The sequence below is a fragment of the Faecalicoccus sp. genome (assembly GCF_036552745.1).
Classification (GTDB): Bacteria; Bacillota_I; Bacilli_A; order Erysipelotrichales; family Erysipelotrichaceae; genus Faecalicoccus.
On record NZ_JAXKBY010000179.1, the window covers coordinates 1 to 14,523 of the forward strand.

The 14,523-nt window shown below is 36.5% G+C and carries 13 protein-coding genes; 2 read left to right on the forward strand and 11 right to left on the reverse strand.

The window, feature by feature from the left end; translation table 11 throughout:
• Positions 1 to 609 precede the first annotated feature (609 nt).
• The 7 genes from U0M88_RS08485 to U0M88_RS08515 all read right to left on the reverse strand — a co-directional run bounded on the left by U0M88_RS08485 (position 610) and on the right by U0M88_RS08515 (position 7,286).
• Entirely contained in the window at positions 610 to 1,146 is a 537-nt protein-coding gene (locus tag U0M88_RS08485) for a cysteine hydrolase family protein (protein ID WP_331869545.1), read from the reverse strand.
• Positions 1,147 to 1,214: 68 nt separating this feature from the next.
• The gene (locus U0M88_RS08490) at positions 1,215 to 1,946 is read right to left on the reverse strand and encodes a glycosyltransferase family 2 protein (RefSeq protein ID WP_331869546.1); all 732 of its coding nucleotides are present in this window, start codon (positions 1,944 to 1,946) and stop codon (positions 1,215 to 1,217) included.
• A 5-nt stretch (positions 1,947 to 1,951) separates the two neighbouring features.
• Entirely contained in the window at positions 1,952 to 2,743 is a 792-nt protein-coding gene (locus U0M88_RS08495) for a glycosyltransferase (protein WP_331869547.1), read from the reverse strand.
• On the reverse strand, positions 2,740 to 3,861 hold the full coding sequence (locus U0M88_RS08500; RefSeq protein ID WP_331869548.1) for a glycosyltransferase: 1,122 nt from the start codon (positions 3,859 to 3,861) through the stop codon (positions 2,740 to 2,742). Before U0M88_RS08500 ends, U0M88_RS08495 begins: the two co-directional genes overlap by 4 nt.
• Positions 3,858 to 4,727 (reverse strand): NAD-dependent epimerase/dehydratase family protein, encoded by an 870-nt coding sequence (locus U0M88_RS08505; RefSeq protein WP_331869549.1) that lies wholly within the window; start codon positions 4,725 to 4,727, stop codon positions 3,858 to 3,860. Before U0M88_RS08505 ends, U0M88_RS08500 begins: the two co-directional genes overlap by 4 nt.
• Positions 4,724 to 5,338, reverse strand: a complete 615-nt coding sequence (locus tag U0M88_RS08510; RefSeq protein ID WP_331869550.1) for a sugar transferase — start codon at positions 5,336 to 5,338, stop codon at positions 4,724 to 4,726. Before U0M88_RS08510 ends, U0M88_RS08505 begins: the two co-directional genes overlap by 4 nt.
• Positions 5,339 to 5,429: 91 nt before the next feature.
• Complete coding sequence (locus U0M88_RS08515) at positions 5,430 to 7,286, reverse strand: polysaccharide biosynthesis protein (protein WP_331869551.1); 1,857 nt, start codon at positions 7,284 to 7,286, stop codon at positions 5,430 to 5,432.
• 462 nt (positions 7,287 to 7,748) lie between these two features.
• On the opposite strand from U0M88_RS08515, the gene U0M88_RS08520 reads away from it, so the two are divergent.
• Positions 7,749 to 8,258, forward strand: a complete 510-nt coding sequence (locus U0M88_RS08520) for a helix-turn-helix domain-containing protein (RefSeq protein ID WP_331869552.1) — start codon at positions 7,749 to 7,751, stop codon at positions 8,256 to 8,258.
• 216 nt (positions 8,259 to 8,474) lie between these two features.
• On the opposite strand, the gene U0M88_RS08525 is transcribed toward U0M88_RS08520, so the two are convergent.
• On the reverse strand, positions 8,475 to 9,401 hold the full coding sequence (locus tag U0M88_RS08525) for a hypothetical protein (RefSeq protein WP_195222073.1): 927 nt from the start codon (positions 9,399 to 9,401) through the stop codon (positions 8,475 to 8,477).
• 35 nt (positions 9,402 to 9,436) lie between these two features.
• Positions 9,437 to 10,372 (reverse strand): hypothetical protein, encoded by a 936-nt coding sequence (locus U0M88_RS08530; RefSeq protein WP_195222072.1) that lies wholly within the window; start codon positions 10,370 to 10,372, stop codon positions 9,437 to 9,439.
• 150 nt (positions 10,373 to 10,522) lie between these two features.
• Here U0M88_RS08530 and U0M88_RS08535 point away from each other — a divergent pair, with 150 nt between their 5' ends.
• The gene (locus tag U0M88_RS08535; protein WP_267471976.1) at positions 10,523 to 10,696 is read left to right on the forward strand and encodes a helix-turn-helix domain-containing protein; all 174 of its coding nucleotides are present in this window, start codon (positions 10,523 to 10,525) and stop codon (positions 10,694 to 10,696) included.
• A gap of 56 nt (positions 10,697 to 10,752) precedes the next feature.
• On the opposite strand, the gene U0M88_RS08540 is transcribed toward U0M88_RS08535, so the two are convergent.
• Together U0M88_RS08540 and U0M88_RS08545 are read right to left on the reverse strand one after the other, a co-directional pair.
• The gene (locus tag U0M88_RS08540; protein ID WP_195222070.1) at positions 10,753 to 12,660 is read right to left on the reverse strand and encodes an LCP family protein; all 1,908 of its coding nucleotides are present in this window, start codon (positions 12,658 to 12,660) and stop codon (positions 10,753 to 10,755) included.
• A gap of 12 nt (positions 12,661 to 12,672) precedes the next feature.
• Positions 12,673 to 14,475 carry an LCP family protein gene (locus tag U0M88_RS08545; RefSeq protein WP_331869553.1) on the reverse strand — a complete coding sequence of 601 codons (1,803 nt, stop codon included), beginning with the start codon at positions 14,473 to 14,475 and terminating at the stop codon, positions 12,673 to 12,675.
• Positions 14,476 to 14,523 lie beyond the last annotated feature (48 nt).

Below are 14,523 nucleotides of genomic sequence, written 5' to 3' on the forward strand. Positions count from 1 at the left end.
GACAAGAAGTTTCCTGTCTAATATCCTTGATTTCAAAAAAAAGTGACGATAATCAAAGAAGTGAATATTTCCACTTGACAATCGTCATTTCATAACAGTAAGGTATAGGTTCATAATCGATATATTTTTGCCCTTGAGGAAATTCTGTAGGCTCCATTACACTTTCTTCGTGTAATTTAATACCTTTAAGTGTTATTCGATCCACATTTTGAAATCCCATATGCGCAGTACTTCTATAGATGCCAATTCCATCTGGATCAATTGCTAAATATGCATGTGAAGCCGATATATCCCCTATATAAAATAACTTATTCGCATAAGTATAGATTGAATAAGTGTAATCAGCTTCACATGTTCCACTTTTAATTATTAGTTCTATTATCCCATCGTGATCAATATCATAAAGAGAATACTCTGCGACACTTATCTCGTCTGTTTCTATTTTTCGAGCAAACTTATTAACTTCATCTTTATAAGCTTTTAATATTTTAGAGTTATCTGCTGTTTTATTTTCTGATTTATTTTCGATTTTAATATATTTCCATTTTCCATCTTTTTAAATATTTAAAAAAAGACAATAGAATCCATTTCTATTGCCCTTATGTTGATTTACATGTCTAAAAATTCTTGAGTGGTCATGACAGTTGCGAATTCATGGTTCAATGCCGCCAGATTATAAAGATGAATGTTTTGAGGATCGAGCCAATTTCCATTTTGATCCAAGAGTGCATAGGTTGCAGTAGCATCTTCAATCAATGTCACATCAAAGCCTAAATTGGCTGCCATACGTGTTGTAGTAGAAACACAATGTGGTAAGGTCAGGCCGGCAATAACCAACTCCTGAATATCTTGTTTATGCAGATATTCCTCCAAGTCGGTTCCAATAAAAGCACTGTTGACAAACTTCTGAATAACCTTTTCATCTCCTTGCGGGCCAAAGCCTTTTTGAAATGCACGATTTTTCTCAGATAGGAAAAAAGAATCTTCTGCCGTTCCCAAGTGTTGAATATGAATCACAGGATTTCCTTTTTTACGAAAATGTTCCATTAATCTCAACATATTTTTCTCAGCATCTTTATTGTTTCGAATCGGTTGCTTCGGATCCAAAAAACCATTTTGTGCATCAATCATCAATAAAGCTCTCATTTTCGAATCTCCTTTATTTAAAAGCGATTATAAAAAAAGAAAGCCTGTCTTACAAGCGACACGCTTTCCTAGGAAGATTTTAATCCTTTTTTCTTTTTAAACTTTTCAATTTCTGTATAAATGTCTTTTCGCCAGCGAAGCATCTGCAGGATACCGGCATGTTTTAGATCGGTTTCATTTTTACTGTGTCTTCGATACAACAAATAAACTTCCGGAACCAAAACATTTTTTCCGGTCAGTTCGCCCACCAGACCGATCCATTGATCATGCATGGGAATGGCTTTAGGAAAGGGTAAGATATCATCCTTTAGACTTTGGCGAAAAGCCATACAACAGCCACGATAGCCATTTTTGAGAATATTTTCTTTGACACCTAATTTCACATTTCTCTCTTTGAAAATAGAAGGAATCTGTATGTGCAGGTTTTCATCGGTCACAGCTGCATCATGCATGACAACCTGTACTTGCTCATCCTCAAACTCTTTTAAGATGCGTTCGACTTTTCCATCTAACCAGACATCATCCTGATCGGATAAAAACAGAATCTCGTTTTTGGCAAGATTGATCGCATTTTCAAAATTTTTTAATACGCCCAAACTGGGGCCATGCACGATTTGAATACGATCATCCTTTTTGGCCATCTTCTGTACGATATACTCAGTATTGTCGGTTGAAAAGTCTAAAGAAATTAACAATTCATCATCCATATGCAACTGTTTTAATATCGATTCTATCTGTTGTTGAATGTATTGTTGGCCATTATAAGCCGCCATCGCAACCGAAACACTTTTTCTTTCCATTTCCTTTACCACTTCCAAACTATTGACAAATCTTTATATTGGATCACAGCACGAAGCTTTCGTTTCCATAATATACTTTTATATAAGAAATGCTGTGACAAACTCTTTCCATAAAAAACATGTAAATCTTTTTTTAAGATAGAAAATCGAGTTTTTGCCGAAGTTTTATCATTTTCAAATACCGAAAAATTCTGTTGAATCTGTTGATTTAAAATGTGGATCGAATACTGATGTTGTTTTAGCTGCCTGATAAAATCATGATCAATATACTCTAAAAACAAGTTTTCATTGTATCGAATCTTTTGATATACGTTTAAAGATACGATCATGCCACTATTGATGGCGGTTATATTTTCTCGGGTGATGGATGAAAGATCATGAATCGCTTTGACTCTTCCTCTATGAATCGTGCAGGGCGAAAGAATTTGTTCTTTGGCCTTTACGACCGGTACATATACATCTGCTTGTACAGATAGCATTTCCTGTGTAGCTTTATTTAGAAAATCATTTCCAAAGATCGTATCATCATCCATAATCAATATAAAACAAGATTTGTGTTCTTTTTGTTGAATCCATGAAATGGCCTGATTATAAGCTTTGCTTAATCCTTGATTTCCCTTCATATCCAAATATACATTTCCGTCTTTTTCAACCTGCTTTTGATTTCTTTTACGAATCTCTTCATTCGTACTGTTATCGGCTACAATGACAGAAAGTTGATCTTTAAATGTCACATACGAAGATGATTTTTCAATGGGGTGATTATAGATCACCAAAATTCCATATCCGATTCTCATAGCAGCTTCTCCCATGCATCCTGCATCGTCTTGAAAAAGGAGTCCTTTGTGAAAACTGTTTCGTATAAGTGTTTGATCTGTTTTCTTTGTTCATACTGTTCCTGCAGCGTTTGTGTGCATACCTTTTGCGCATAGAGCTCAATTTGATCAAAGGGAACATGAAAACCGATGTTACAGGTTTCGCAAAACTCTCTGGTATCGCCGCCAATCGTATTGATCAACGGAATCTGACCGCACATATAATCCAGTGACTTCATCGTCAATCCGACAACCACACTTTCTTTCATGACATTCAATGCGTAATTGCATTGATCAAAAATCTCTTGTTTCTTCTTTTGATCATATACTTTTTGATGATCGATAACCTGAACACCTTTTCGCTTTACATTTTGAATAAGCTGCTCTTTGGATTCCCCATCACCAATCAAATGTAAAGTAACCGGCCGATATTGTTGACAGGCGCTTAAAAATTTTTCGATGAAATCAATATCGATAATATGATACATCGATCCCAAATAACAAAAGCTAAGCTCTGTATCCTTGATTTGAAGATGGCTCTCTAATGGCTTTTCCTGTCTGGCCCAATATAAGACCTTATATTTCTCATTGTCTTCTTTCTGTAAAACTTGCTGGTATAGCTTACACTCCGTAAAAATAAGATCAGCCTGATCTAAATCTTTATCGCGAATCTGTTTCCAAAGTGTAAATGGAAAAACATTCTTGAACTTAGAAATTGGCATAGTTTCCGGCCATAGATCAATCAAATCAAAGATTAGTTTTGTCTTTGGTTGTTTATGTTTGATCAAAGCCATAAATTTCACCAGTGAATTACAAGGCACGAATACATGTAGAACATCCCATGTTTCTGTTTCCAAAAGTTTTTCTGCTTTTTTAGAAAAATCATAATGCGATGTTAAGCGTGCTACAGATAAGTTTTTATGATACGGTTTGGTATCGATCCATTCATCAACCAAAGAAGATTCTCTGTTTTTTTCTTTTTTTCGATGAGAAAAATCTGAAGCGATGACTTTTACCTGGGCTCTTTTTTGATAAAACTCCTTTAACAGTGCTACTCGATCAAAATATGTATCAAAGGCACAGACAATTCCTACCTTCATAGAGCCGTCTCTCCTTTTTCTGTAAGCTGTATGCTTTGATCAAATGAATAGCGTTGGTAATCTAAGGAAAATGCCGAAAGTGAAGGATCAATAATTAAATTTCCAAACACTTTATTCACAGCACTGACAGAGTGAAACAATCGCACAAAAGGATTGAACAATGAAATAAATAAAATTTTATGATGATGATATTGCGCAATCTTTTTCACAAGATCACAAGTCGAAACATAATCCTCGTTTTGAGGAAGATAAATGCCTTCCAGTTCCTTATCGATACAGCGTTTGACAAACAATGCGAGATTTCCTATAAACAACATGCTTCTTTCATTTTTGATTGTCGGAAATACCGGTGTTTTACCGGCAAACTTTGCCAATAAAGGATAATTTCCTTTCGATTGTGGCCCGTAGATCATCGGTGGTCTTAGTATGACGATCTTCATGGAACCAGGAATGGATAAGATCTTTTTTTCCGCCTGTTTTTTGGAATCGCCATAAAAATTATCCGGGTTTAATGACGTATCTTTAGTAATCACGCGTTTTTGCCCTACCTTACCACTGCCATAAACGATGATCGAACTCATAAAGATGAATTGTGAAACACCTTCTTTAGCTGCCTTACAAGCCGTTTGATAGGCCAGTTCTGTATTCACCTGATAATAGAAATCTCTTTGACTTTCATCAGGTGTGGAATGAGCCAGACCAGCCACATGATAGACAACATCAAATTCTGAAAAATCAAAGCTTTGCCAGTCGGGATTCATCATATCCAGCTCCTGCACCTGATATTTTTGTGGATATCGATTTAATTCCTGTTTCACAAAAGAACCAAGATAGCTGTTTTTCCCGGTAATCAATACCTTTTTCATTGGGAATCTCCTTCATGCATGCTTCCGGTTCCTCCTTCCACAACACCTTCATGTTTCAAGACAGATGTAATCGTCAACAAAAAACACTTACAGTCAAACAAAAAACTCATTCTTTGTACATATTCTCCATCCAGCTTGGCCTTGACTGAGATCTCCAGTTCATCCCGACCGTTGATCTGTGCCCATCCGGTCAGTCCCGGCATCACATCATTGGCCCGATAAAGATCGCGTTGTTCGATCAAATCATACTGATTCCATAAAGCCGGGCGCGGCCCTACGATTGACATATCGCCTTTAATGATATTGATCAGCTGCGGAAGTTCATCTAACGAAGTTTTTCGCAGGAAACGACCGACACTGGTAATATACTGATCCGGATCGGATAATAAATGCGTCGGTACATCTTTTGGTGTATCGATCTTCATTGTGCGAAACTTTAAAATATCAAAATATGTTTTATGAATACCCACTCGTTTCTGTTTAAAGAAAATCGGCCCTTTGGAGGTGATCTTGATCAACAGACAAAGGATCAAAAAAAGTGGTGATAAGACGATAAAACCGAGCAAACTAATCAAAAAATCAATCAACCGCTTCCCATATTTAGAATACATACGCTCAACTCCTGTATTTTTTCTCTAAGAGATATTGTACCATAATTCGATTTGGAATGAGCGGCAACAAAAAAAGATGGAAAATATCCATCTAATTCATTCGATCTTTAATGGCCTCCATCAATACAGACTTGATCTTTGCGACATCATCGGTCTTCATGACGATATCGTATAACGTCGTGATCTTCTGATCCACTTCTTCCTGAGAGATATCGATAGGCTCATGCACAAAGATCAGCTTATTCTGAGTACGATGACATTTTTCAATTTCCAGGGCCAGCTCCTCAAACATCTTTTCACCCGGTCGCAAACCGATTTCCTTGATTTCAATATCTTTGTAGGGAACCGAACCCGATAAAGAGATCATCTTTTCGGCAAGATCAAGGATCTTTACCGGTTTGCCCATATCCAATACAAAGATTTCTCTGTGATTGGCATAGTAGCCTGCCTGTAAAACAAGCTGGGCTGCCTCCGGTATCGTCATAAAGTAGCGCTGTATATTTTTATCCGTAATGGTCACCGGTCCACCCTGCTTGATCTGTTCTTTAAAGATTGGGATGACCGAACCATTGGAGCCTAATACATTTCCAAAACGAACGGCCGCCATTTTGATCGGCTTATCAGTTTCTCGTGATTGCAAGATTAGCTCTGTCATACGTTTGGTAGCACCCATGACATTTGTGGGATTGACCGCTTTATCGGTAGAAATCATGATGAAGCGCTGTACATCATTGGCAATACAGGCATCAATCACATTTTTTGTACCAAATACATTGTTGCGAATGGCTTCGGTTGGTCGATCTTCCATCAAAGGCACATGCTTATGAGCAGCCGCATGATACACAACATCCGGCTGATATTTCTTTAATATTTTAAAGATTTCATCGCGTTCCCGAATGGAAACGATCAAAGTTTCCAGCTGCACATCGGCTCTATATTTTCCCTGACGAATCCCACGTAAGATTTCCTGTTTCAACATGTACAGTGTATTTTCGTTGATATCCAGTAAAACCAGAGTCTTCGGATCAAACTTCAAGATCTGACGAACCAGCTCCGAACCGATAGAACCACCGGCTCCGGTCACACAGATGACTTTATCACACAGGTATGATCCAATCTGTTCATTTTCTAAATTGATGCTTGGTCTTTCCAACAAGTCTTCGATCTGAATATCTTCGACATGCACCGGCGAATTCAAATCACTTTCAGTTGTAAAGCGCATGATCTTCGTATTTGCTCCGGAAGATGCACATAGATCGATAATTCTCTGTTTTTGTTGACGAGTGGCTTTCGAAATCGCAATGAACACGTGTTTGACATCGTATTTGGCACAGACTTCTTTGACATCATCAACCGTTCCCAATACTTTTTTTCCATTAACGATAGTTCCCTTTTCCTTCATATCATCTAAAAAGCCGATAACATTATAAGGATAGCTGGAGCCTCGATAAATCTCGCTCAACATCAGATAACCGGCATTTCCGGCACCTACGATCAGGGCGTTTTCATTTCGTTCCATATCCAAGGCATATCTTCGAAAAGATCGATACACTAAACGAGAGCCTAGACAGATAAAGAAAGAAATCGTTTCCGCCATAACTAAGATCTGCGTATGTAGAAATAAACCGGCTGAATACGAAAAGATCAACATGATCACCAGACAACTGATCGACTTCAAGGCAGCTCGAATCACTTCACTGGGACCGGTAAACGTCCATAAGCTTTTATGAGTCTGAAAAATGATTCCCATGATCGCATGCAGCAGCAGCACAAAACACATTCCCAAAATAATGGCGCGGGTAATATGAAGCATACCGCCATTCAAAAAGAAATCATTATCAAAAAAGAACGCAAATACATAACTGAAAAAAACAACGGTAATATCATATAAAGAGATCAGGATACCTCTATATTTTTGATACACCATGGATTTATATAAACTTGTCATACATTCACCTATATCCTACACATTATAGCGTATTTTCCTCAAAATACAAAATCAGACTTTTGCCGCCCTCCTTTGAACAGATAAGAATGGAACCTATGTACATATAAATAATAGAAATATAACAGAAATTTGATATTTATCATCATTCTGCATCCATATTTCTTAGTACGTCATTTTGAAAGATTTATTTCAACACATTTTTGTTTTCTATGTGTCTTCTATCATTTCTTAAAAATCTATTTTCACTTCTGTGATTTTTTCAATGTTTTGGATCACCTACTCTACCAGTAAAGCATTGACCGCCTTTATTCTGCTTGTGATCCTTCGCAAGAAAACGAAAATCAATGCCTGTATGTAATAGATAGATTCGTTCCATGATATATGAACATAATGTTAACTTGCGTTGCTTGCCTAGAGTAAGCTTCTATTTCTATAATATAGGCAACAAGGAGGCAAGAGTTTATGCTCAGTGAAAATATAAAAAAACTACGCAAGTCAAAAGGACTTTCTCAACAAGAACTGGCGGTAGAACTTAATGTTGTGCGACAAACGCTTTCGAAATGGGAAAATGGTCTATCCGTACCCGATGCCGATATGTTGATCAGCTTATCAAATATTTTTGATGTACCTGTTTCCTCTCTATTAGGTGAAACGATTTCTGAAAAGGAAACAGATACGATACAATCTTTAGCCAATAAACTGGAAATCATCAATCTACAGCTTGCCCAAAGAAAAGAGAATAGGAGAAAAATACTACATTTTCTTTTTATAAGTATCAGTTTATTGGTTCTCTTATCAATTTATCTACTATCCGTTTTAAACAGTCCATATTTAGAGTGGAATTACAATGGTCTGGACATAGCAGTTATGGGTGTGGCTTTTCATAGTATAGAGTGGCTATTTATTAGAACTAGTCCTTTCGTACTAATAATTTCTTTTCTAGGTATAATTAAAACAAAAAAGAAAAACTAAGTCATAAAATAACTAAAAAAACACTAAACTAATCTAAAGTTTATTATATGTGAAAAATCTTTTAAATACGCAGAAAGAAAAAGTGGAAATTAAAACCACATAGAGTTTTGTTTTCCACTTTTTCATATTTAACAATCATCTTATAAATGATATCTCACCCTAGTTATCTTTTTTTTTAGTTGTGAGCTAAATAAATATTTTTGCGATATACTTTAATCAGTCTTCCACAACTACACTTATTCCCGGATTCAAATTAACAGATTTTTCGATAAAAGATTCTCCTAAAATTTCATGACTTAGACTAATATTAAAACTCAATTCATCAATACTTTCTATGCCATATGATTTTAGTTTATTACTATCAATAATAAAATCAAAATTCGGGAATGACATGTATTTACTTCCTGACTGAATCAAACTCTGACTATTAGATAACTCTAAAGCAAATCCGTTAATTTGCACATCATTAGCCGAAACATAAAAATCAGAATCTGTTTCATTCTCAATATATAAATTTACAATCCAACTATCTGATGAATACTTTTCTAGCCCTCTATATTCGATTAAAATGTCATTATCATTTAAGATTATTGTTTTATCTTCAGATGATCCTAAAACTCTTGAACTACTTTCAAATGCTTTTTTCGGACTTAAATTAACTTCTGAAGATGAAAAAGCTTCTCCCAAAATTTCGTGGCTCATATACAACTCAAAATTAATACTATCAACACTTTTAATGTTATATGGCTCTAAGTTCTCTAAATTTAATACAAAATTAAAATTTGGCTCCGCTAAATACTTAGTTCCTTTTTTAATCTCAACAACACTGTTTGAAAGTCCAACTGTACAGTTATTGATTAAAACATTTCTAGTTGAAAGATAAAAATCAGAATCTGTATTATTTTCAACATATAGATTAATAATCCAACTATCTGATGAATACTCCTCTATTCCTCTATACTCAACAAATATATTGTTGTCATCAAATAAAACTTTTTTCTCTTCAACTGTTTCATTCTCTTTTTCATCCGTGACTTTTGAAGCTGTAACAGCTGTATTTTCATTTTTTGATGATGATACCGAGCAAGCAGTTAAGCTTAACATCATTATTAACATTATAAACAGATTAGATATTTTTTTCATATAAATTCATTCCCTCTTAACATAGACTATTTTCTTTATTTTTTAGGTATCAATACAAATTGATTATCTTTGACAGCAAAATATGATGCTTTAAAAGTCCCAATACCGCTTGTTTTAGATAATTCCACTTGGCTAATAATCTCCTTTACATCGTCTTTGGTTATATCGCTCATATTGTTATATGCATAAATTAACATTAAGATAAATAAATATGTATCACTATCCTTTGAGGATGTGTTTATTTTCCCATTATTATCAAATAATTGTGCTCCCTTAAACTCCCCGTTTTCTGACAAAAACTGATAATCTAAACCAGTATAAGTACCATTCAATAAGATCATATAATTAAGAAGTACTGTACTATCTTGCGTCTTGCATTCTTTAAATTGAATGCTCCAATCTGTTTGTGCATTTGCAGATGCTTTTTTCATATAATCTATGATGTCTCTTGTATCTAAAGGGATTTCATATTCCTCAAAAGAAATCAATTCTGAATATGATTCTCCTTCTCCTTCATTAGATAAAGAAGCTTCCGTATTTTCTTTGACAGACCTCGGATTATTCTTCATTTTATATTCCATGTATGCAACAACTTCATCATATTTCAAGTCACAATCTTTAATATCTTTATCAGAAATCTTTTTTAATTTTTCTAAATACTTTTCAGGAATACTATCAACTTTTGTCTCATTGGAAATGATTTCATTAGATATTGGATCAATCAATACATTATTCAATAAATACGTATCCTGAAAAGCTAACTTGCTAGGACTATCCTCATTATAAGAAAGCGACCTTTCTCCAAACAGATCATATTTTTTGGTCAAAATAATATTATTAGAATTACAATCGATATAATATCCTTCATCCACTAAAGATTTTTCTATTTTTTCATAATCGACACTTTTCCCACAACCTACCAATCCAAAGCAAAGAATAAAACACATTATACTACAAACTATTTTTTTCACACTTCCTCAACTCCTTATTTATCATGTTATTAAAATCATACCATAACATTGTGGATATCTCCACAATGTTATAAATTCGTATTCCAATTTATACTTATTATAACTACTAAGGATGCTGAGATGATTGATTACAAACCCCTATGGAGTACGATGAAAAAGAAAAACATGTCACAATATCGACTAATAAAATCTGGAATCGATAATAAAACTCTTGATTCCTTAAAGAAAAATAAAAATATCACCCTATATACTCTAGAGAAGTTATGTAACATTCTAGATTGTACTCCTAATGAAATCGTTACCTTCAAACAAGATAATCAATGAATTCAAAAAATAAAAATATCAAAAAAGATCTGGGAATTGAATAACCCAGATCTTTTTTAATAGCCTGTAACCGGTGTTTCTTCGATGACCGGTTGTTGTACATTTTGTTCCGGAATACTTTGATCGTATTCATTAGGATAAGTTTCCTGATAGTCTGTTTCCGGTACATAAGTTTGTGTATCATAATACTCGCTATACTCATTTGTGGTATCCGATGGAACATAGACATCCTGTGGGGCTTCTATCGTATCCCCGTTTTTATAATCTGCCGTAGGATCATAATTTCCCCAGTAATTATAAACAGGACTTGTTGTATCCAGCCATTCGGTATCGATACTATCGGAAGATTCTCCATCCATGACGGCCTGAATTTTCTCTCTGGCAACTTGTACCGTTCGCATATCCGGTACGGTTACAGAAAGTTCCTGTCCGGCTTCTGCACAATACATCATATCACCGGCGCCGGCCACCTGATAGCTTTCAAAAGTCCAGCTTGGATCTGACTGCAGCTGATATTGAATCAGAGATGTGATTTCGCTGGTGCTCATATTGGTTTCAAAAGCACCGCTGAAAGCTTCCATCAAACTGGCATACTTCACAATGATATCCGGTGAAGTGGCCTTGGCAAAGATAGCCTGTAATACTTTCTGCTGGTTCTTTACACGCTGGTTGTCACCATCCTGATACGCATAACGCTCACGGGCAAAGGATAAGGCGCGTTTGCCATCCAGGTGATTCCAGCCTTCCTGTACACCTTCTAAAGTATTATCTGCATAGAAGGAATCAACCGCCATTCCTTCTTCCACAAAGATATCAATGCCACCTAATGCATCTACGATATCCATAACACTGGAGAAGTTGACACGGAATGTATAGTTGATCTCTATGCCTAAAAAGTTTTCGGCAGTCATCTTACTGGCGTTGACACCATGGATCCCTAAATGCGTGATTTTATCCATCGCGCCTTGTTGGCAACCATCTGCCGCATCGCAGGCGGATTCCACATAAGTATCGCGTGGAATACTTGTCAATAAAACTGTACTCGTTGATGGATTGACCGTCACGATCATATTGACATCGGAGCGTGAAAGTTCACCGACATCACCATATGTATCGTTTCCGGAAATAAAGATATTAAAGGGTTCTGAAGTAATATCAGATACGACAAGTGCTTCATTTTCTTTATCTGTATAGTAAACGGTCTGATAGACAACATTGGTTTCCGAAGCAAAGTCTATATAGTCTTCCAGTTCTTCTAAATTGGCACGATACGTTTCATTTAAAACGATCGCATCGACATCTTTATCATACAAAGCTTTGGCCAAAGCCTGAATGCTTGGATAATCCTTTTGGGTAAATGGTAAATAAGCATAATCGTCTTCAAAGGTTGGTTTCTCTTCTTTGTTTTCCTGATCATCCTGACTGGATTCAGATTCCTGGGCATAGACATTCTGCACACCGAAATCCAACATCGATGTTTTATCATAACCCAGTTCTTTAGAAGCATCCTTTAAAAACTGCTCTGTACCATAATTATCGATCTTTTTTAAATAACCAATCTTGGCATCTTCCAAATCTTCCAAGGATTCATAAGAAGCCGATTTTAAAGTAATCACAGAAACTGTATTCTTAGTTTCCCCGTCATGGGTTGTAATATTAGAAAGCATATTACCGGTCGTATAAAGATAATAGCTGCCCCAACCTAATACCCCTGTCATCACAAGTGCTAACAGCGATGAAAAGATCTTTCCTGCCAGCTTGCGGCTGACAAAATTCACCAACAAGATCGCAATCAATGAAAGGATCACCAGGATCAATACCACCGGCACCAACAAATTGGTCGGCAGTACATTCAGCGTAAATATCTCAAAAACAGTGAATCCCAATGCCACAACAAGCAAAACAGATAGAATAATTCCGAAGATCTGAAAACCTCTGCTTTTCTTTTCCTTTACTTTTCTCATAGGAACCTCTCCTTAATAATACCCTTGCGACATATCCGCATTTGGATCATACATATTCCCATCGTCCTGTACAGGTTCTTCCTGATAAGGAACGTAGTCATCATATTGTTGAGAATCATCAACCTGCCAGTCCTGCGTATCATCCTGTACAGGTTCTTGATACGTTGTATCCGGCGCACTATCTTCATAGGTCGATGGCTGATCTTGATATTCACTGTAGTCTCTTAATGTCAAAAGTGAAGTATCACTTGTCGGGGCATCGATCGTATCACTGGATTTTCCGGATAAGACCGCATCGATCTTTTCTTTTGCGGTATCTAAATATTCTTTATAAGGGATCATGACCGAAGCATAATCACCCTGGATCGTACAATACTCTGTGCTGACCAGACCTAGGATCGTAAAGCTTTCAAAGTTCCATTTTGGCATCATCGCAAACTGGTAACGGATAAAGCTGCGAATTTGATCGGCCGGCATATTGGTTTCAAAAGCGCCGCCCAAGGCATCGATGAAGCTTCCAAAATTAATGATCATACTTGGTGAGATCACTTTATTGATCAATGCTTCTAAAACGATCTGCTGATTCTTTACACGCTGGGCATCGCCATCGATATAGGCATGTCTTTCACGGGCAAAGGCAAGCGCTCGCTCCCCATCCAAATGATTCCATCCGGCCTGCACACCTTCGGTTCCATTGGCATAGAAGGTATCAACTTCCAGTCCTTCTTCAACATAGACATCAATACCACCAACGGCATCCACTAAATTGACCAGACTGGAGAAATTCACACGAACCGTATAGTTGACCGTAATATCTAATGCTTTTTCGATGGTTTCATCGGTTGCTTCTACGCCATATTGTCCGGTATGTGTCAGTTTGTTCAGTGTATCATCCGGACAGTCTTCAGCGCCTTCCGGACAGGCAATCGGCACATATAGATCTCGTGGAAGACTTGTCATCAATACACGATGATTGCTTGGATCGATCGTTACTAACATATTGACATCCGATCGACTGGTTTGTGCCAAGGATCCATAAGAATCATTTCCACTGATCAGTATGGTAAACGGTGTTGTCGTAATACTGTCAACCGCATTGAGCGATTCGCTCTGTGAAGTAGAACGATCGGTATAATAAACGGATTCATACACACGCTTTGTCATAACACCAAAGTTTGTATAGTCACCTTGTTCATGAATATCATTTTCATAAGTCTCGTTCAAAATGATTCCATCCACCTGTTCATTGAACAGCCCATACAAAAGATCGGACAGTGTGTTGTATTCCACCGTTTCAACTTGTACATCTTCTTTATTTAGATCTTCGATACAGCGATTTGTCCCTTGTTCATCAAGACCGGTCACGATACCCAGTGTCTTGCCTTTTAAATCGGATACCGAGGCCATACTGGAGCCGGCCAGAGCATATACATTGACTTTATTAACAACTTTGTCTGTTAGGTTTGTTACTTCGTTAAATAGATTGGATAGTCCGTACACATAGTAGTTTCCCAATCCATAGGCTGCTGTCAATGCAGCCAGTACGATCGTCATGATAAGCTTTGATACATTTTTTCGACATTTGAAATTTGAAAAGACGATGATCAAAAGGGTAATCAGTACGACCACAAATAAAACAGGAAGCAACAAAGTCAAAGGCAGCATATCCAGCTTAAAAAGCTGAAAGCCTAAAAACGCAACTAATCCAAGACTCGCAACAGACAAAATAAAGCATAAGAGCTTTAATAAAGGAGACATTTTACGCCTCTTTACCGTTCTCTTACGCGCTGTATTCTGCACATTATTTTTTCTCATGGAATTATTTTTGCATTTTATGGGTGTTCTGTCAATTTTTGGTGAACA

What these genes read in the sequence shown, in the direction of transcription:
- U0M88_RS08485 (WP_331869545.1), bottom strand. Translation starts at nt 1,146, where the DNA reads ATGAGAGCTTTATTGATGATTGATGCACAAAATGGTTTTTTGGATCCG.
- U0M88_RS08490 (WP_331869546.1), bottom strand. Translation starts at nt 1,946, where the DNA reads ATGGAAAGAAAAAGTGTTTCGGTTGCGATGGCGGCTTATAATGGCCAA.
- U0M88_RS08495 (WP_331869547.1), bottom strand. Translation starts at nt 2,743, where the DNA reads ATGAGAATCGGATATGGAATTTTGGTGATCTATAATCACCCCATTGAA.
- U0M88_RS08500 (WP_331869548.1), bottom strand. Translation starts at nt 3,861, where the DNA reads ATGAAGGTAGGAATTGTCTGTGCCTTTGATACATATTTTGATCGAGTA.
- U0M88_RS08505 (WP_331869549.1), bottom strand. Translation starts at nt 4,727, where the DNA reads ATGAAAAAGGTATTGATTACCGGGAAAAACAGCTATCTTGGTTCTTTT.
- U0M88_RS08510 (WP_331869550.1), bottom strand. Translation starts at nt 5,338, where the DNA reads ATGTATTCTAAATATGGGAAGCGGTTGATTGATTTTTTGATTAGTTTG.
- U0M88_RS08515 (WP_331869551.1), bottom strand. Translation starts at nt 7,286, where the DNA reads ATGACAAGTTTATATAAATCCATGGTGTATCAAAAATATAGAGGTATC.
- U0M88_RS08520 (WP_331869552.1), top strand. Translation starts at nt 7,749, where the DNA reads ATGCTCAGTGAAAATATAAAAAAACTACGCAAGTCAAAAGGACTTTCT.
- U0M88_RS08525 (WP_195222073.1), bottom strand. Translation starts at nt 9,401, where the DNA reads ATGAAAAAAATATCTAATCTGTTTATAATGTTAATAATGATGTTAAGC.
- U0M88_RS08535 (WP_267471976.1), top strand. Translation starts at nt 10,523, where the DNA reads ATGAAAAAGAAAAACATGTCACAATATCGACTAATAAAATCTGGAATC.
- U0M88_RS08540 (WP_195222070.1), bottom strand. Translation starts at nt 12,660, where the DNA reads ATGAGAAAAGTAAAGGAAAAGAAAAGCAGAGGTTTTCAGATCTTCGGA.
- U0M88_RS08545 (WP_331869553.1), bottom strand. Translation starts at nt 14,475, where the DNA reads ATGAGAAAAAATAATGTGCAGAATACAGCGCGTAAGAGAACGGTAAAG.